At 62.0% G+C, this 17,688-nt stretch carries 15 protein-coding genes and 1 pseudogene; 12 read left to right on the top strand and 4 right to left on the bottom strand.

Going from position 1 to position 17,688, the window contains the following annotated elements; genetic code table 11:
* Positions 1-38: 38 nt before the first annotated feature.
* The 3 genes and pseudogenes from mutY (at position 39) to ACFJIU_RS16270 (ending at position 2,129) form a co-directional block, all read left to right on the top strand.
* A pseudogene (gene mutY / locus ACFJIU_RS16260) lies at positions 39-1,162 on the top strand (A/G-specific adenine glycosylase).
* Complete coding sequence (locus ACFJIU_RS16265; protein WP_379061472.1) at positions 1,159-1,770, top strand: HAD family hydrolase; 612 nt, start codon at positions 1,159-1,161, stop codon at positions 1,768-1,770. The pseudogene mutY and the gene ACFJIU_RS16265 overlap by 4 nt, the downstream one beginning before the upstream one ends.
* On the top strand, positions 1,767-2,129 hold the full coding sequence (locus tag ACFJIU_RS16270; protein WP_379061474.1) for a nuclear transport factor 2 family protein: 363 nt from the start codon (positions 1,767-1,769) through the stop codon (positions 2,127-2,129). Before ACFJIU_RS16265 ends, ACFJIU_RS16270 begins: the two co-directional genes overlap by 4 nt.
* A 70-nt stretch (positions 2,130-2,199) precedes the next feature.
* Here the strand turns inward: ACFJIU_RS16270 and ACFJIU_RS16275 are convergent, their stop codons facing one another.
* Positions 2,200-3,333 (bottom strand): site-specific DNA-methyltransferase, encoded by a 1,134-nt coding sequence (locus ACFJIU_RS16275; RefSeq protein WP_379061476.1) that lies wholly within the window; start codon positions 3,331-3,333, stop codon positions 2,200-2,202.
* Positions 3,334-3,479: 146 nt separating this feature from the next.
* Between ACFJIU_RS16275 and ACFJIU_RS16280 the strand changes: the two genes are divergently transcribed.
* Complete coding sequence (locus tag ACFJIU_RS16280; RefSeq protein ID WP_379061478.1) at positions 3,480-4,166, top strand: HAD family hydrolase; 687 nt, start codon at positions 3,480-3,482, stop codon at positions 4,164-4,166.
* 60 nt (positions 4,167-4,226) lie between these two features.
* Here ACFJIU_RS16280 and ACFJIU_RS16285 read toward each other — a convergent pair whose 3' ends face one another.
* The gene (locus tag ACFJIU_RS16285; RefSeq protein ID WP_379061480.1) at positions 4,227-5,006 is read right to left on the bottom strand and encodes a hypothetical protein; all 780 of its coding nucleotides are present in this window, start codon (positions 5,004-5,006) and stop codon (positions 4,227-4,229) included.
* A 141-nt stretch (positions 5,007-5,147) separates the two neighbouring features.
* Here ACFJIU_RS16285 and thrC point away from each other — a divergent pair, with 141 nt between their 5' ends.
* The 4 genes from thrC (at position 5,148) to ACFJIU_RS16305 (ending at position 11,458) form a co-directional block, all read left to right on the top strand.
* The gene (gene thrC / locus ACFJIU_RS16290) at positions 5,148-6,545 is read left to right on the top strand and encodes a threonine synthase (RefSeq protein WP_379061482.1); all 1,398 of its coding nucleotides are present in this window, start codon (positions 5,148-5,150) and stop codon (positions 6,543-6,545) included.
* 14 nt (positions 6,546-6,559) lie between these two features.
* Positions 6,560-7,852, top strand: coding sequence for a M16 family metallopeptidase (locus ACFJIU_RS16295; RefSeq protein ID WP_379061484.1), 1,293 nt, complete (start codon positions 6,560-6,562; stop codon positions 7,850-7,852).
* A gap of 15 nt (positions 7,853-7,867) precedes the next feature.
* Positions 7,868-8,464 (top strand): GNAT family N-acetyltransferase, encoded by a 597-nt coding sequence (locus ACFJIU_RS16300; protein WP_379061487.1) that lies wholly within the window; start codon positions 7,868-7,870, stop codon positions 8,462-8,464.
* A 156-nt stretch (positions 8,465-8,620) separates the two neighbouring features.
* Positions 8,621-11,458, top strand: a complete 2,838-nt coding sequence (locus ACFJIU_RS16305) for an EAL domain-containing protein (RefSeq protein ID WP_379061490.1) — start codon at positions 8,621-8,623, stop codon at positions 11,456-11,458.
* Between the two features lie 179 nt (positions 11,459-11,637).
* Here the strand turns inward: ACFJIU_RS16305 and ACFJIU_RS16310 are convergent, their stop codons facing one another.
* Positions 11,638-12,246: a YqgE/AlgH family protein gene (locus ACFJIU_RS16310; RefSeq protein ID WP_379061492.1), complete on the bottom strand. Its 609-nt coding sequence runs from the start codon at positions 12,244-12,246 to the stop codon at positions 11,638-11,640.
* A 45-nt stretch (positions 12,247-12,291) separates the two neighbouring features.
* Here ACFJIU_RS16310 and ACFJIU_RS16315 point away from each other — a divergent pair, with 45 nt between their 5' ends.
* The 3 genes from ACFJIU_RS16315 (at position 12,292) to ACFJIU_RS16325 (ending at position 14,587) form a co-directional block, all read left to right on the top strand.
* Positions 12,292-13,302 carry a protein-disulfide reductase DsbD domain-containing protein gene (locus ACFJIU_RS16315; RefSeq protein WP_379073122.1) on the top strand — a complete coding sequence of 337 codons (1,011 nt, stop codon included), beginning with the start codon at positions 12,292-12,294 and terminating at the stop codon, positions 13,300-13,302.
* An 88-nt stretch (positions 13,303-13,390) separates the two neighbouring features.
* Positions 13,391-13,876, top strand: coding sequence for a peroxiredoxin (locus tag ACFJIU_RS16320; protein WP_379061494.1), 486 nt, complete (start codon positions 13,391-13,393; stop codon positions 13,874-13,876).
* Between the two features lie 132 nt (positions 13,877-14,008).
* Positions 14,009-14,587 carry a TetR/AcrR family transcriptional regulator gene (locus tag ACFJIU_RS16325; protein ID WP_379061496.1) on the top strand — a complete coding sequence of 193 codons (579 nt, stop codon included), beginning with the start codon at positions 14,009-14,011 and terminating at the stop codon, positions 14,585-14,587.
* Here ACFJIU_RS16325 and ACFJIU_RS16330 read toward each other — a convergent pair.
* Positions 14,572-16,059 carry an MFS transporter gene (locus ACFJIU_RS16330; RefSeq protein ID WP_379061498.1) on the bottom strand — a complete coding sequence of 496 codons (1,488 nt, stop codon included), beginning with the start codon at positions 16,057-16,059 and terminating at the stop codon, positions 14,572-14,574. The genes ACFJIU_RS16325 and ACFJIU_RS16330 overlap by 16 nt on opposite strands.
* Here ACFJIU_RS16330 and ACFJIU_RS16335 point away from each other — a divergent pair.
* A complete protein-coding gene (locus ACFJIU_RS16335; protein ID WP_379061500.1) occupies positions 16,051-17,652 on the top strand; it encodes an amidohydrolase in 1,602 nt (533 codons plus the stop codon). The two genes, ACFJIU_RS16330 and ACFJIU_RS16335, sit on opposite strands and share 9 nt — an antisense overlap.
* Positions 17,653-17,688 lie beyond the last annotated feature (36 nt).

Consider the following 17,688-nt stretch of genomic DNA (forward strand, 5'->3'; position numbering starts at 1 on the left):
AGACAGCAGGACCGGCTGAACCGCATCCCGAACGATCAATGACACTGCCCGACCAGACCCGCAAGCCCGCATATGACAGCGGGACCGATATCGCCGCCCGCCTGCTTGGCTGGTATGACGCGCATCATCGCGATCTGCCTGGCGCGTTGCGCCGCGCGATCTGGCCAGAGGCGTGAGGCCGGACCCGTATCGGGTCTGGCTCTCCGAAGTGATGCTGCAACAGACGACCGTGGAAGCGGTAAAAGCCTATTTCCAGGCTTTCCTGGAACGCTGGCCCACCATACAGGCGCTCGGCGCGGCGAGTTCCGACGACGTCATGAAGGCCTGGGCCGGGCTTGGCTATTATTCGCGGGCGCGCAACCTGAAAGCCTGCGCGGACCAGATTGCGGCACAGGGCGGCCGTTTTCCAGACACCGAAGGCGGCCTGCGTGCGCTTCCCGGTATCGGCGCCTACACCGCAGCGGCGATTGCCGCCATCGCCTTCAACCGCCCTGCCGCGGTGGTCGACGGCAACGTCGAACGCGTCGTTTCGCGACTGTTTTCGATCGATACTCCGCTGCCGCTGGCCAAGCCGGAAATCCGTGCGCGTGTCGAAGAGATGCTGTCACACGACAGGCCCGGCGACTTTGCCCAGGCGATGATGGATCTTGGTGCCACCCTCTGCACCCCGCGCAAGCCACGCTGCATGCTGTGTCCGCTACGGCAGGATTGCAGCGTCATCCTTTCCGGCGATCCGGAATTCTATCCGGTAAAACTCGCCAAGCCGGAAAAACCGTCCCGGCGCGGAGCGGCCTTCGTCGCGATCCGTGGCGATGGCGCCATCCTGCTGCGTAAGCGCCCCGAAAAAGGCCTGCTCGGCGGCATGAGCGAAGTGCCGACCACGGGCTGGACGGCTCGGATCGACGGCGCGACCGGAAAGGACGCAGCGCCGTTTCCAGCGGACTGGCGCCCTTGCGGTGCCATCAGTCATGTCTTCACGCATTTTTCGCTGGAGCTCAGCGTCTATATGGCGAACGTCGAGTTCATGGAGGCGCCACAGGATTTCTTCTGGTCACGCCCCGGCTGGATCAACGACGAAGCCTTGCCCACTGTCATGAAAAAGGCAATCGAAGCGGCTATGCCCGGCTCGACCCAGAAGGGTCCGCACAAGAGGAAAGCATGACCGAAATTCGCCACATCGTCTTCGACATCGGCAAGGTGTTGCTGCACTACGACCCCAGCCTGCCATTCAACCGGCTGATCCCGGATGCAGCGGAACGGCAATGGTTCTTCGACAATGTCTGCACGAGCGACTGGAATATCGAACAGGACCGCGGCCGCACCTGGGAAGAAGCGGAAGGCCTGCTGCTCGATCAACACCCGGACCACGCGGAGAACATTCGCAACTTTCGCCTGTATTGGCACGAAATGGTGCCGCATGCCTATGAGGACAGCGTCGCCCTGATGGAAGGCCTGATCGATGAAGGCCGTGACGTCACCATGCTGACCAACTTCGCTTCCGATACGTTCCGGGAAGCGCAGGAGCGCTTTCCCTTTCTGAAGCTGCCGCGCGGCGTGACTGTTTCGGGCGACATCAAACTCATCAAACCCGACCGCGCCATCTACGACCACCACATCAGATCCTTCGACCTTGAGCCCGTGGCGACGCTTTTCATCGATGACAGCCCAAAAAATGTCGAGGGCGCCAAGGCGGCTGGCTGGCAGGCAGTGCTGTTCACCGGCGCCGCAACGCTGAAGCGCGATCTGGCCGAGCGAGGGATAACAGCATGAGCGTCAAGCACGATCCGGCCCAGACACTCGCCCGGTTCCACGAAGTCACCAACGCGCAGGATTTTGCAGCCATCGAAGCGATGTTCTCACCCGAAGTCGTCTATGTTTCGCAGGGTGTCGGCGGCCGCATCGAAGGCCGGGATGCCGTAATGACGGCCTTCCGTACCTATTTCGAGGAATATCCGGACCAGGCAGCGGAAGACAAGAAGCTGGAAGCACTGTCTCCAAACAGCGCGCGCTCAGAATGGTCGCTGACCGGAACCAGCACGAAGACCGGTGTGTGGCGGGAGCGGCATGGCGCCGAGACCATCACGCTTGACGGTGACGGCCTGATCGTCCGTGTGGACGTCGAGGGCTAGGCTCTCTTCTTGTTTCGTCGCCTGATCCTTGCCCGAAGGTCTGCAGCTTTCGCTGACCTTCGGTTCGGGATCATGCTCCGGCCCGCTCCATGCCGAGCCGCGCGATCTTGCGCAGCTCATCGATCGGCGTAAGGCCACCCGCGCGTTCGTAGTGCCAGAAGGTCCAGCCATTGCAGGCGTCGAGCCCCTGCACTTCGGCGCCGATCTTGTGGATAGAACCAGCGCTCTCGCCGATGGCCAGCGTGCCATCGGCGCGCACCTTGGCCGACCAGCGGCGTTTGGCGTCGTACAGCGTGGCACCAGCCTTGACGAGGCCGTTGTCGATCAGGCTGATGAAGGCGACCCGCGGCTCGGCGCGCTTGCCTGAAAGAACCGTCAGGTCAGCGTCCTCAAGCGGTTTTACCGCGGCGATGCGCTCGTAGGCTGCGTCGATATATGACTGTTCGCGTTCGATGCCCACGAAATGGCGGCCAAGGCGTTTGGCAACCGCACCGGTAGTGCCGGAGCCGAAGAACGGGTCGAGCACCACATCGCCCGGCTTGGTCGAGGCCAGCATGATGCGGGCCAGCAATGCTTCCGGCTTCTGCGTCGGGTGCAGCTTGTCGCCGTTGTCATCCTTCAACCGTTCGCCACCGGTGCAGATCGGGAACAGCCAGTCGGAGCGCATCTGCACATCGTCGTTGGCGGCCTTCAACGCTTCGTAGTTGAAGGTGTAACCCTTGGACTTCTGGTCGCGCGAGGCCCAGATCATTGTCTCATGGGCATTCTGGAAACGGCGGCCGCGGAAATTCGGCATCGGATTGGTCTTGCGCCAGACGACATCGTTGAGAATCCAGAAGCCGAGATCCTGCATCTTCGCGCCGACGCGGAAGATGTTATGATAGGAGCCGATCACCCAGATGGTGCCGTTCGGCTTCAGAACGCGGCGCGCCGCGAGCAGCCAGGCACGGGTGAAGGCATCGTAGGCCTCGAAACTCTCGAACTGGTCCCAATGGTCGTCGACCGCGTCGACCTTGGACTGGTCAGGCCGATGCAATGTGCCCTCGAGCTGCAGATTGTACGGCGGATCGGCAAAGATCACGTCGACCGATTTTTCCGGCAGTCGGTCGAGGGCCGCGACGCAATCCCCTTTCAGGATCGTATCCAGCCATTCGGACTGCTGAGGAGTGTGGGAAAGTTCGTCGAGAAGACGCACGGCAGACATGCTGATTACCCAGGACACGCGTTACATTTACCAGCCGTTATGGTTACCGTTCTCAGTAAATATTTGATGAAGTGCAGGCGTGATTTGCCGCTCGCCGGTGCTTGGTGTATGCCGCGCCGGCCTTACCCTTCCACTGATGGACCGAAATGCCCCAGCCAGACCTTGTCATTTTCGATTGTGACGGCGTGCTCGTCGATTCCGAAATCATCGCCGCACGCGTCGAGGCCGAGCTGATCACCGAAGCAGGCTTCGAGATCAGCGCCGAGGAGATCGCCGAAACCTATGCCGGCCTCACCTTCAAAGACATCATGATGGCGATCGAGCACAAGGCGAACATCCCTTTCCAGGCGTCGCTGATCACACGCGCCGAGGACCTGGTCGACCGCAAGCTGCGGTCGGACGTCCGCGCCATCGATGGCGTGCATCAAGCCGTCGCATCCGTGACGGCGCCGCGCTGCATCTGCTCCAATTCGAGTTCGGAGCGCATCGCCTTCATGCTGGAAAAGGTCCGCCTTCTGCCGCTGTTCGAAGGCCGCATCTTTTCGGCACTCGAAACGCCCACGAAAAAGACCAAGCCGGCGCCGGACGTCTTCCTGCATGCAGCACAGGTCCTGCATGCAGATCCGGCAAAGACCTTCGTGATCGAGGATTCGGCGCACGGCATCCACGGCGCCCGCGCCGCGGGCATGCGGGTGATCGGCTTCACGGGCGCCTCACACAGCTATCCCGGCCATGCCGACATCCTGACCGAGGCAGGTGCGGAAACGGTGATCAACCGCTGGTCCGACCTGAAAGGCGTGCTTGCGGCGCTGTCGGAGTGGACGGACGCCTGAGATGAGCGAACAAAAGAAAAAGGGGCTGACGCCCCTTTTTCTTTCTCTGTGGTGTCGCGGCTAGCGCGGGATATCCGAAATGGTGGTCTGATTGCCCTGCTGTGCTGGTGCGGCCGGCGCATTCGCCACCGGAGCCGCCTTCGGCTTCGGCCGGCGCACACGACGTTTCACCGGCTGATCTTCGTCAGATTTCTGCACCTTCTTCGGCCCCTCGTCGAAACCCGCGAAAGCCTGATAGGTCGCGGCAGCCGGCTGCGGGATGGAGATGCTGGAATCGTTCAGCACGAACTGGGTCGCGGTAGAGGTGTCGGATACCTGCACCTTGTGCTGGTAGATCTGCGAATAAAGCACCTTGTCGCCTTCGACCACGGCAATGCGGATCGGCATGGTGACAGTGCCCGGCACGGCCGTCGGGCCTGGGACGATGCGGCCGGCAACAGCAATTTTCATGTTGAGCATGCCGTTGTCGCGCGTACAGTCGCGGGTCACCTCGCCGATCGAAGCCTGGTAGGAAAGCCGCGCTGAATCATCCTGCGCCGTATCGGTTGCCGGGGCGGGCTCCTGGCCCTTCGGTGCCTTCGGTTTCGTAGCAGCCCTGCCGTAGGTGTTGAAGACGGCGGTGCCTTCGCGCAGCGTAACCTTCGGGCAATAGGCCCTGAGGTCGGAAGCCTTGGCCTTGGCGACGTCGGCATTGATCGCTGCCTCGTCCTTCTTGCCCACCCCCAGGAAACCACCGCCCGAGCCACCGCCGTCGCTTGATTGGCAACCTGCGACGATCAGCATAAAGCCCATGGACACGAAACCCGCGACAAGGCGGCTGTTGGACGAACGAAACACCATAAAAAGCAGTTCCCTCACGCGAAGCAGGCGACCTATAGCAACGAGACGGCAAAAATGCGACTGAGGGCGCGCACAAAATCCACGCCTTGGCCCAAAGCATGGGCAATCGGCCGGAATGGCAGTTGAAATGGAAAGTCGACAATGCGCTATGTGAGCACCCGCGGAGAGGCCCCCGCACTCGGATTTTCAGACACGGTTCTGGCCGGCCTGGCGCGCGACGGCGGACTCTACGTGCCTGAAACCTGGCCGCATTTCTCGCCCGCCGAGATCAAGGCCCTGCGTGGACTTTCCTATGCCGATCTCGCCATTCGCGTGCTGACGCCCTTCCTCGGGGGCGAAATTGCCCCTGCCGTATTCGCGAAGCTGGTTCGCGAAGCCTATGCAACCTTCCGCCACGACGCGGTCTGCCCGCTGGTCCAGACCGGCCTCAACACCTTCGTGCTTGAGCTCTTCCACGGCCCGACGCTCGCCTTCAAGGACGTCGCCATGCAACTGCTTGGCAGGCTGATGGACCATGTGCTTGCCGAGCGCGGCGAGCGCGCAACCATCGTTGGCGCGACATCCGGCGATACCGGCGGTGCGGCCATCGAGGCCTTTGCCGGGCGCGAGCGTACCGACATCGTCATCCTGTTTCCGAACGGGCGTGTCTCACCGGTGCAGCAGCGGCAGATGACGACCTCGGCCGCCGGCAACGTGCATGCGCTGGCGATCGAGGGCAATTTCGACGATTGCCAGGGCCTTCTCAAGGACATGTTCAATGATCACGCCTTCCGCGACGCGGTCTCGCTGTCTGGCGTCAACTCGATCAACTGGGCGCGCATCATGGCCCAGATCGTCTACTACTTCTCGTCCGCCCTGTCGCTCGGCGCGCCTGACCGGCCGGTATCCTTCACCGTACCGACCGGCAATTTCGGCGACATCTTCGCCGGATATGCAGCCAAACGCATGGGGCTTCCCATCGAGCGCCTGGTGATCGCCACCAACGACAACGACATCCTGGCGCGTACGCTTTCCAGTGGCGAATACCGCATGAAGGGGGTCGTCGCGACGACCTCGCCTTCGATGGACATCCAGGTGTCCTCGAATTTCGAGCGCCTGCTGTTCGAGGTTTCGGAGCGCGATTTCCAGACGGTGCGCCGCTACATGAATTCGCTGAAGCAATCCGGTGCCTTCACCATCGAGGCGGCAGGGCTCGCCCGCATCCGTGCCGAATTCGATGCCGGGCGCGCGACTCAGGCCGAAGTCGCCGATACGATCCGCTCCACCCTCGCCCGCTCCAACTATCTGCTCGATCCCCATACGGCGTCAGGCATTCATGTCGCGGCCTTGCAATCGGCCAGCAACACTCCGATGATCGTCCTGGGTACCGCACATCCCGCGAAATTCCCGGCTGCCGTCGAAGAGGCAAGCGGAATCTACCCTGCCCTGCCTTCATGGCTTGCCGACTTAATGAATTCGGAGGAAAAATATGCGGTACTTCCATCGGACCTGAAAATGGTGGAAGATTATGTTCGTCGCCGCTCCCGGGCGGCGCGTTAGGGAGTTTTAGCTATATGGGTGTTGAGGTAAGCCGTCTGTCGAACGGCCTGACAGTCGCCACCGAAACCCTTCCAAGCATCGAATCCGTTGCTCTCGGCGCCTGGGTCAAATCCGGGGCCCGGAACGAGCGCGACGATGAGCATGGAATGGCTCACCTGCTCGAACACATGGCATTCAAGGGCACGAAGAGGCGTTCCGCCTTCGAAATCGCCTCGGAAATCGAGAATGTCGGCGGTGAGATCAATGCCGCGACCAGTGTCGAGACGACATCCTTCTACGCTCGCGTGTTGTCCGGCGACGTGCCGCTTGCCGTCGACATACTGGCCGACATCCTGCAGGAATCGGAATTCGACCCTGAGGAACTGGAGCGCGAGCAGAACGTCATCCTCCAGGAAATCGGCGCCGCGCACGACACGCCCGACGACGTCGTTTTCGACCGGTTCACCGAAACCGCCTTTCGTCACCAGACCATCGGCCGCTCGATCCTGGGCACGCCCGAAACGGTGAAATCCTTCACATCCAAGCAGTTGCACGATTTCATGGAGCGCCAGTACGGCGCCGAGCGCATGGTCATGGTCGCAGCGGGCGACGTGAAACATGATGATTTCGTTCGCGAAGTGGAAAACAAGCTCGGCTCCTTCCGCTCGAAGGCCGAGAGCACCGCGCCGCAATATGCCCAGTATGTCGGTGGTGACTTTCGCGAGGATCGCGACCTGATGGACGCGCAGATCGTGCTCGGCTTCGAAGGTCGCGCCTATCATGTGCGTGACTTCTACGCCTCGCAGGTGCTGTCGATGATCCTCGGCGGCGGCATGTCATCGCGCCTGTTCCAGGAGGTGCGCGAAAAGCGCGGCCTGTGCTATTCGGTCTATGCTTTCCATTGGGGCTTCTCGGACACTGGCGTGTTCGGTGTTCATGCCGCAACCGGCCAGAACGATATCGCCGAATTGGTCCCGGTCATCGTGCGCGAACTGCAGCGCGCAGGCGAGAACATTTCCCAGGAAGAACTTGACCGGGCCCGCGCTCAATATCGCGCAGGATTGATCATGTCGGCGGAGAGCCCGGCCAGCCGGGCATCGCAGATCGCGCGCCAGTTGTTGCTGTTCGGCAGGCCCATCCCGAAGGAGGAGCTGATGGAACGGCTCGGGGCCCTGACCACGGAGCGCCTGACAGACCTGTCCTCGCGGCTGTTCTCGACGCGGCCGACATTGGCCGCCGTCGGCCCCGTCGGCACGCTGGCGCCCTACGAAGCGGTTCTCGACCAGTTGCCGGGCCTAGAGGTCGCTGCCCGGAAGCTCGCCGTCTGATCCAGGCCGACAGCCGTGTTCGCACTCCCTTTCTTTCGCCGAGATCTGCCGGCGCTGAAGGGCGAGAAGGTCCTGCTGCGCGTACCGATGGCAAGCGATCATCGTGAATGGTCGGCATTGCGCGGGGAAAGCCGCGCATTCCTGGAGCGTTGGGAACCACGCTGGGCGCCCGACGAACTCGACCGCTCGGCATGGCGCCATCGCATCGGGCGGTACCGCGAGGACTATGCACAAGGCACGGCGATCGCCTTCTTCATCTTCGACCGGAGTTCTGGCAAGCTCGCTGGTGGCATCACGCTGGGCAATATCCGCCATGGCGTCGCGCAAAGTGGCCACATCGGTTACTGGATCGGCGAACGCTATGCCGGCCGCGGCATGATGACCGACGCGGTCAAGCTGGTGGCGCGCTTCGCCTTCGACACACTCAAGTTGCACCGGATCGAAGCAGCCTGTATTCCCGACAACGTTCGTTCGATCCGTGTGCTTGAAAAAGCCGGATTCCAGCGTGAAGGACTGGCGCGCTCCTATCTTCGCATCAATGGGGCGTGGCAAGACCACTATCTCTATGCCCGGATCGCAGACGATCTGCCGGCATCCGCTACGAAGGGCTGATTGTTGACGAAATTCCTGCGAAACGGATCGGTGTTAGAGCGTTTCCGTTTTTCACGGAAACGCGGAAACGCTCTAACTCTTTGTTCTTACGCAATTCCGGACGGAAAACCGCTAAGCACCTTTCCTGGAATTGCTCTAGCTTTCGTTCTTGCGACGATGGTGACCCTTTTCGCCGCCGCTTCCGCCCATGCCGTGGAACCGATCAAGATTTCCCGCGACGATGTCGCGCTGGACCTTTCAGGCGCGGTAGAAATCTATCGCAACCAGGGTGAGAACTTCCAGGTCTCGACGGCGCCCGGCTCCGACGGCATCGTACGGCGCATCGAGGTCGAGGCCAACGATGCCCGTTCAACCGGCGACTGGGCCGTCTTCGCGCTCGCCAACACCACCGACGACGTCATCGACCGCCTGATCGTCGCACCACATTTCCGGCTGGTGAAGTCGGGCATCTTCTGGCCCGATCTCGGCTCGACGCGCTTTACCGCGATTACACCTTCCGAGGGTTTCGCGCTCGACAAGCAGGCAAGCCCTGATGCCGACGTCTTTCGCGTGACGCTGAACCCCGGCTCGGTCGTTACCTTCATCGCCGAGCTTGCCTCGCCGAAGCTGCCGCAGGTCTATCTCTGGGAGCCGGAGGCCTACAAGGACACGGTCAATTCCTACACCCTCTATCGCGGCATCGTCATCGGCATCGCCGGCCTCCTGGCGCTGTTCCTGACGATCCTGTTCGTCGTGAAGGGGACTTCGCTGTTTCCGGCGACCGCGGCACTGGCCTGGGCCGTGCTTGCCTACATCTGCATCGACTTCGGCTTCCTGGCCAAGATCATCCAGGTGGCGCCCGGTTCCGAGCAGGTCTGGCGCGCCGGCGCGGAAGTGGCCCTCGCCACGACCTTCGTGGTCTTCCTGTTCACCTATCTGAACCTCAACCGATGGCACGGCCATTTCAGCTATGGCGCGTTGGTTTGGATCCTGGGTCTTGCGGCGATTGCCGGCATTGCCATCATCGATCCGGCGATCGCCGCCGGCATTGCCCGCATCTCGTTTGCCGCCACTGCGGTGACCGGGCTTGGCCTTATCATCTTCCTTGGCATACGCGGCTACGACCGCGCCATCATGCTCATTCCAAGCTGGGTGATGGTGCTGTTGTGGGCCACGGGCTCATGGATGGCGATCACCGGCCTGCTCGACAACGACATCGTGCAGCCGGCCCTCGGTGGCGGGCTGATCCTGGTGATCCTGCTGATCGGCTTTACCGTCATGCAGCACGCCTTCGCCGGCGGTGCGCTGCATCAGGGCCTGTTCTCGGATCTCGAGCGGCAGGCACTCGCGGTTGCCGGTTCAGGCGACACGGTATGGGACTGGGACGTCCTGCGCGACCGCATCGTCACCCGTCCCGATGTCAGCCTGCAGCTCGGCCTCGCGCCGGGCAGTCTCGGCGGCGCGGCCCGCAACTGGCTGCCCGTTCTGCATTCGGATGACCGCGACACGTTCCGCACCACGCTCGACGTCGTGCTGGAACATCGACGCGGCCGCGTGGCACAGAACTTCCGCCTGCGCGGCGCCGACGGCCATTATCACTGGTTCGCACTGCGAGCACGGCCGGTGATCGGTTCCGATGGCGAAGTCATCCGCTGCGTCGGCACGATGGTCGACGTCACCGAGCAGAAGAAATCGGAAGAACGCCTTCTGCACGATGCCGTGCATGACAATCTGACCGGCCTGCCGAACCGCGAACTGTTCATGAACCGGCTGGAAGCGATCATCTCGATCGCCCGCACCGAGGACAAGGTGCGCCCGACGGTCTTTGTCATCGACATCGACCGCTTCAAGCAGGTCAATGACGGCCTGGGCATCTCTGCCGGCGACACCATCCTGCTCACCGTGGCACGGCGCCTGCACCGGCTGCTCAAGCCAAAGGACTCGCTTTCGCGTTTCGCAGGCGACCAGTTCGCATTGATGCTGCTTTCCGAGCTGGATCCCGCACGCATCGCGGCCATGGCGGATGCCATCAAACACGCGATCAGCTCGCCGATCACCTTTGCCAAGCGCGAGATCGTGCTGACCGCCTCCGTCGGCCTGATCACCTGGACATCCGACCAGACCTCCGCGGAGGACCTGGTCAAGGATGCCGAGCTCGCCATGCACCAGGCCAAGCGCTTCGGCGGCGATCGGATCGAGCCGTTCCGGCCAGCCTTCCGCACCGTCGGCACCGATCGGCTGCAGTTCGAATCCGACCTGCGCCGCGCCATCGAGCGACGCGAATTCACCCTCGCCTATCAGCCGATCGTCCGGCTGGAAGACTACAGTGTCGCCGGCTTTGAAGCCCTGCTGCGCTGGGATCACCCGCGCCGCGGCATGATCCCGCCGGCCGATTTCATTCCCGTGGCCGAGAGCTGCGGGCTCATCGTGCAGCTCGGCCTCTTCGCGATGCAGAAGGCGGCGGAAGACCTCGCAGGCTGGCAGAAACACATCGGCGACACGCCACTATCGGTCTCGGTCAACCTCTCCAGTCGCCAGCTCATCCGCCGCGATCTCGTCACCGACGTCCGCTCGGTGATCGCGCGCGCAGGCCTGAAGCCACGCTGCCTGAGGCTTGAACTCACCGAATCGCTGGTCATGGATAACCCCGAACAGGCCGCCCATGTGCTGACCAAGCTGAAGCAACTGGGCATTGGACTGTCGCTCGACGATTTCGGCACCGGTTATTCGTCCCTGTCCTATCTGACCCGTTTTCCCTTCGACACGATCAAGATCGACAAGAGCTTCATCGACGACACGTCGCCCAAACGCGCCGTGTTGCTGCGTTCCATGGTCAACATGGCGCATGAACTGGGTCTCGCCGTGGTCGCGGAAGGCATCTCCGACCAGAGCGATGCGCTGGAGTTGCGCCAGATGGGCTGCGAATATGTGCAGAGCTTCATGTTCGGCGCGCCGATGAACGGCGATGCCGTGATCAAGCTGCTGCGCGAACAGTATCCACTGACGCAGGCATGATCTCGCTTTCTTCTCCCCGTGACGGGGAGAAGCTGCCTAGAGCATTTTGTAGCCAAGTGGAATCGCTTGGCGTTACAAAAATGCGGCGAAGACAAAAGCTTAGAGCGTTTCCGCGTTTCCGTGAAAAACGGAAACGCTCTAAAGGGCGGATCAGGGATATGAATTCCTGCGATGAAAGCTCAGGCGTGGCCGGCAGCCTGGCTGAAGCGCGCAAGGTCGATGCCGATCGAAGCGATTGCCCGGTCGTATTTACCTTCGATGTCAGGATCGAACAGCAGGTCCGGCGTTGCCGGACAGGTCAACCAGCCATTCTCGGCGATTTCGGCTTCGAGCTGGCCGGCACCCCAGCCTGAATAGCCGAGCGTCATCAATGCCTGGCGTGGTCCGCGCCCTGCCGAAATAGCACGCAGGATATCGACCGTGGCGGTCAGGCAGATGTCGTCGGAGACCGGCAACGAGGATTCGACGCGATAGTCGCCGGTGTGCAGAACAAAACCGCGGCTGCGGTCCACCGGGCCACCGTTGCGCACGATGAAGTCGCGGGTCTGCCTTGGCAGGCGGATCGCCTCCTGTTCATTCATGATACCGAGTTGCACCAGAAGATCGGGAAACAGCATCTGCTGGGTCTGGTTGATGATCAATCCCATCGCGCCTTCGTCCGAATGCGCGCAGATGTAGATGACCGAACGCGCGAACCGCTCGTCCTTCATGCCGGGCATGGCAACAAGGAACTGGTCGTCGAGAAAGCCGCTTTTACCGGCCGCATTCTTGTGGCGTAAAAGGTCCATAGAGGAAGGGTAACGCGTTTCCGGCACGCTTGAAAGATGCCATTGGTGCAATTCGCGAGCAGCCTTAATGTACAGGGCTCACGCAAAAATGATGGTCGGCATCAGACGAAAGCGGTTGCGTCGCCACATTTGCCGTTTCAAATCAGCGCCATGGATCGCTTGAGATTTTCGCTAGAGCAATTCCAGGAAAAGTGCATAGCGGTTTTCCGTCCGGAATTGCGTAAAAACAAAGAACCAGAGCGTTTCCGCGTTTCCGAGAAGATCGGAAACGCTCTCGGCCTTGCCGCTTTAATGGCCACCAGCCTGCCGGCTGCGGCTTCCTCATCCACCTGGGCGGACAGCGAGGGTGGGCGCGTCCGGCTGGTGACCACCGGCACGCCCGACGCTTCCGGCCAGCTCATCGGGGCGCTTCATATCGAATTGAAACCAGGTTGGAAAACCTACTGGCGTGACCCCGGCGCAAGCGGCGTGCCGCCGCAGATCGACGTCGCCAAGGCGACCAACGTCGCCAAGGCGGAGCTGTCCTACCCGGCTCCCGGCCGCCATGACGATGGTTATGGCGGATGGGCGGGCTATGACCGCACGGTCGCGCTGCCGGTGAAATTCACATTGGCAAAGCCCCAGGAAAACGCGGTCATCGATGCCGGCGTCTTTCTCGGCATCTGCCAGACGATCTGCATTCCGCTACAGGCGCAGTTGAGAGTCGATCCGGCTCAAGATGCAGGCAATCCCGAAGATGCCGAACTGGTGAAAGCGGCATTGGCCGGCTTGCCGCGGAAACCCAGTGACGGCTTCGGCGCAAAGACACTCTCAGGGGAGAAGGACAAGCTTCTCGTGGAGGCGACCGTGCCGGGTGAAGCCAAGAGCGTCGACCTTTTCATCGCCGGCGAGCAGGGTTATCTGTTCGGCGCACCGACGCGCGCTGAAGATGGCGGCAGGCTCGTCTTTGCTTTCCCGATCCTGGCGCGACCCGGCAAGGCAGCGCAAGGCGATGGTCTCCCCTACACGCTGACCACTCCGTCCGGGGCGGTTGAAGGTCTATTGCCCTATCCGTGACAATGACATGCCGTGGTCGCATTGCGAGGCGACACGGAAGGCGCTATCGCTTTGCACTCTTCCTTCTCTCCCAGACAAGAGGACTGCCATGACCATTGCCGTTGGCGAAAAGCTGCCCGAAGCCACCTTCAAGACCATGACCGACGATGGCGCCAAGGCGCTCTCCGCCGCCGATGTGTTCTCCGGCAAGAAGGTGGTGCTGTTCGGCGTTCCGGGCGCCTTCACACCGACCTGCAACAACAACCACCTGCCGGGTTACCTCGAAAACCGCGATGCCATCCTGTCGCGCGGCGTCGACCAGATCGCGGTGGTTGCGGTCAACGACCCGTTCGTGATGGGCGCCTGGGCCCGCTTCACCGGCGGCGAAGGCAAGATCCTGTTCCTGGCGGACGGCAGCGGCGATTTCGCCAAGGCTGCCGGTCTCGACATCGATCTCAGCGCCAACGGGCTCGGCCTGCGTTCCAAGCGCTTTTCGATGATCGTCGACAACGGCACGGTGACGGCGCTCAACATCGAGGGCAATCCCGGCCAGGCTGTCGATTCCAGCGCCGCGAAACTGCTCGAGCAGCTCTAGTCGCTCTCGCCGATAGCTGGCCTTCGCACATGCGTGGAGCCGTAGCCAGATCCCATGGCACGGCTTCGCGCAGTCCCTCGAATTGCTCCAGGTCCTCTTTCACGAAGCGAAACTTTGGGGCAGAGGAGGCAGATGGCCAGAAAAACAAATGCCAGGGAACGCCTGATCGGCGCAGCACAGGATATTCTGGCTGAAGAAGGGCTGGCGGCGTTCACCTCGAATGCCGTGGTCGAGCGCGCAGGCGTGACGCCACCGACATTCTACCATTATTTCGTGAACAAGCAGGCGCTGCTTCGCGAACTGGGTGAACGGATGATGCTGGCACAGCATGACGTCATCCGGCGCGACACCGGGCTGGTGATCCGCGGGCCAGAGGATTTCCGCAAGGCTTGCGAACGGACCGTGCATGAAGCCTTCGCGAGCACACGGGCTTTCCGTGGCGGCTATGCCTTGCTGGTGTCGCTGCGCGCGTTACCCGATCTGCGCGACGTCCGGTTGCGCGCGCATGCGGACATAGCCCGACTGATTTCCACCTATCTTCACGAGCAGGGATTGAGCAAGGGACCGGACGATCTCATCGTACCGGCCCGCGTGGCGCTGGAATATCTCTACGCCGCGATCGAGATGCTGTTCGAGACCGACTTCGCAAACCAGGAAGAGGTGCTGCGCCTGACGGTGGAGACACATCTCCGGCTTTACGAGCTGTTTTGATCGGCCGTGGATGTCGCCACACCGACGCGCAGCATCAGGCCGCATCCAATCACGAACAACAGGATAAGGCTGCCGAAACCGATCCGCTGGCTGCCGCTCAGCATGGTCGTCAACGCCACCAGCGCCGGCCCCAGCCAGACCGTGATGGTGCTGGTCATTGCATAAATGCCGAAGAACTGGCCAAGCCGATCCGGCGGGCTAAGCGTCACCAGCAGCGACCGGCATGAGGCAAAAGCAGCCACGATCAGCCCACCCATCGGAATGGCGCTGACGAGGAAGATCAGGTCGGTGACCTCCGCGAACATCGATCTCGCCGACGCCTGTGCTGCGATTGGCACCAGCCCGAACAGGATCGCATCGCGGCCGATCGAAATCTGGAACAGAAACAGCGCTGTAATCGCCAGCAATTCGGTCATGATCGCATTGCGCGGTCCCAACCGTCGATCGAGCCAGCCGGCTGCCAATCCCCCGCCCACCGCCGCGATCGTCACGATGATGCCCATCGCGGCATTTTCCGCGCGTGTCCATCCCAATGTCCCGGACGTATAGACAGCCGTGATCGCGAACAGCGCGATCAGTCCATCCATGAAAACCATGCGCGCGATCAGGAAGCGCATGATCTGCGGCCATTCCGCAAATAATGCGCGAACGGTGGCGATGAGGCGGACATCACGCGGAAAGGGACTGACCCCACGCCAGCGCCCAGCCACTCCTGGTCGGTCCGGCATGAAGCAAAGAAACGGCCAGACGAAGATCGCGATCCATAGCGCGCAAACGATGCCCGACAGGCGTGCGACATCGACTTCCGCCAGCCCGGCAGGCGGATAGCGCGTGAAGTAAAGCACGCCCAGCAGCAACAGAACCGACGCCGCGCTGCTCAACGCCAGCCCGAGCCCTGAAATGAGTGACACTTCGCTCTTTGTCCCGGCGACACCGAGCAGCGCATTCTGGAAAAGTTCGGATACCGAAAAGCAGCAACCGGCCAGCGCCAGCAACGTCATCACGAGCGGAATTGCATAAGGCGTGTCAGGATGGATGAAGCTCAGCCCCACGCATGACAGCGCCATAGTCAGCATCAGCGCGGCCAGCACCGGCTTCTTTCTGCCCCCGCGATCCATGTAACTGCCGAGGAAAGGCGCGATCATTGCCATTGCGAAGCCGGCGATCATCTGCGTGGTGCTGAACAATGCCTGGCCGCGCACCGGATCGCCGACCACGGACTGCGCGAAATATGTAGAATACACATATATTACAATAAGATAGTAAAATGGCCCTCGGGCCCAGTCCAAGCTGGCCCACCACCAGCCCGCGGCCGGAATGCCGCGCCTTAGTCGCTTCGCCACCGCCTCCACACTCCCCTCCCTGAGATATGTATAATAATAACTATAGACAGATTCTGCCTCCTGCGCCATTCTGTTTTCAACTGGCGGAATCGATTGGGGTAGGAACGGATGGGAGAGTTCTTGTTTCACGGCGGAGCGATCCTGCCTGCGCGTGGCGAACACGCTCCGGAAAGCCTGCTCGTCACCGGCGACCGGATCGATTTTGTCGGATCGCTGGCCGACGCGCGACGCTACGCGAAGGACGCAGGCCTGATACCACAGGAGATCGATCTGTCCGGCCGTGCGATCGTCCCAGGTTTCATCGACGGGCACCTGCACCCGATGCCGATGATTTTCTTCGCCATGTCGGCCGATCTCAGCGGCGCACACGGCATCGCTGCCGTCAGCGCCCGGCTGCATGCGCAGCAGGAGCGGCTCGCTGCGGACGAATGGTTGATCGGCGTCCAGTTCGAGAGCAACCGCCTGCCCGCGGACGAAATGCTGGACGCCGTGCTTCTGGACCAGTGGTTCCCCGATCGGCCGGTGCTTATCTATGGCCGCGACGGTCACGGCATCGTTGTCAATTCGATCGTGCTGGCAATGTTGTCCGCAGGCGAACTGGCAGCGGATCCGGCGGGCGGCACAATAGGCCGCGACACTTGCGGCCACCCGGACGGTCGTTTCTTCGAAAAAGCCATGGGCCTGGTCCAGGCAAAAACACCGATACCTGCCCCCGACCGCATGCTGGCCGCCATGGGCGAGGTGTTCGCACGGCTGGCGCGGTCCGGCATCACCTCGATCGGGGCAATGCTGCAGAGCGACGACGAAGGGCCGGCGGGCGAGTCCGGGCGCCCGGAGAGCTTCATCGCACTCGCCCTGCCGGAATTCGTGCCACAGTCGATCTATGCCATCGTCATTGGCCGAACCCTGGCGGGGGTCAAGGCACTGGTTGGTTCGACACTGGATGACCCCAGGCGCGGCACCAAAGCGCGTGCGATCAAGATCTTCGCCGACGGAACCTTCGGCTCATGCACCGCCTGCATGAACCAGCCTTACGCCGATCGCGGCTGCACCCACGGCTATATGACCTTGCCGGAGCAAGAGATCTACCGGCGAATGGAGGCCGCGCATCTGGCCGGCTATCAGATCTGCATTCACGCGATCGGCGACCGAGGGATCACCAATTGCGTACGGCTGTTCGAACGCCTGCTGGCGGATCATCCGCGCGCGGACCATCGCCATCGTATCGAGCACGCCTCCATCGCCGATCCCGCGCTGATCGCCCGGATCGCGCGTATCGGCCTGCACATCTGCACCCAGCCGCTGTTCATCCGGTCCGAAATGGCATGGCTGCCGACGCGGCTGGGCGAGGAGCGCACGGCGCACGTCTATCCGTTCCGCGACTTCCTCGACGCAGGCATCGCGCTGGCCGGATCGTCGGACGCGCCGATCGAAGATACCGACGTGATCGCGGCGATCGATTTTGCGGTGAACCGCGGTGGTTTTCACCCCGAACAGGGCGTGTCGGTGCGCGAGGCGCTGGACATGTACACAATCAACGCCGCGCGCCTGCAGTTCGAAGAAAACGACAAAGGCTCGCTGGAAGCCGGGAAGCTCGCCGATCTCGTCATCCTCGATGACAATCCCCTGTCGGTCTCAGCCCAGGATATCGGGGCGTTGTCGGTCATGGCGACGATGATCCGGGGCCGCTTCGTCCATGACCTGATCGGCATGCAGGGCTGACACGCAACCAATCGCCGTGCGCCGAACAACGCCCTA

The sequence above is a fragment of the Mesorhizobium sp. UC74_2 genome (assembly GCF_042701485.1).
Lineage (GTDB): Bacteria > Pseudomonadota > Alphaproteobacteria > Rhizobiales > Rhizobiaceae > Mesorhizobium.

Bases quoted from the DNA above. Each gene is read 5' to 3' on its own strand.
- ACFJIU_RS16265 (WP_379061472.1), top strand. From the start codon at position 1,159: ATGACCGAAATTCGCCACATCGTCTTCGACATCGGCAAGGTGTTGCTG.
- ACFJIU_RS16270 (WP_379061474.1), top strand. From the start codon at position 1,767: ATGAGCGTCAAGCACGATCCGGCCCAGACACTCGCCCGGTTCCACGAA.
- ACFJIU_RS16275 (WP_379061476.1), bottom strand. From the start codon at position 3,333: ATGTCTGCCGTGCGTCTTCTCGACGAACTTTCCCACACTCCTCAGCAG.
- ACFJIU_RS16280 (WP_379061478.1), top strand. From the start codon at position 3,480: ATGCCCCAGCCAGACCTTGTCATTTTCGATTGTGACGGCGTGCTCGTC.
- ACFJIU_RS16285 (WP_379061480.1), bottom strand. From the start codon at position 5,006: ATGGTGTTTCGTTCGTCCAACAGCCGCCTTGTCGCGGGTTTCGTGTCC.
- thrC (WP_379061482.1), top strand. From the start codon at position 5,148: ATGCGCTATGTGAGCACCCGCGGAGAGGCCCCCGCACTCGGATTTTCA.
- ACFJIU_RS16295 (WP_379061484.1), top strand. From the start codon at position 6,560: ATGGGTGTTGAGGTAAGCCGTCTGTCGAACGGCCTGACAGTCGCCACC.
- ACFJIU_RS16305 (WP_379061490.1), top strand. From the start codon at position 8,621: ATGGTGACCCTTTTCGCCGCCGCTTCCGCCCATGCCGTGGAACCGATC.
- ACFJIU_RS16310 (WP_379061492.1), bottom strand. From the start codon at position 12,246: ATGGACCTTTTACGCCACAAGAATGCGGCCGGTAAAAGCGGCTTTCTC.
- ACFJIU_RS16320 (WP_379061494.1), top strand. From the start codon at position 13,391: ATGACCATTGCCGTTGGCGAAAAGCTGCCCGAAGCCACCTTCAAGACC.
- ACFJIU_RS16325 (WP_379061496.1), top strand. From the start codon at position 14,009: ATGGCCAGAAAAACAAATGCCAGGGAACGCCTGATCGGCGCAGCACAG.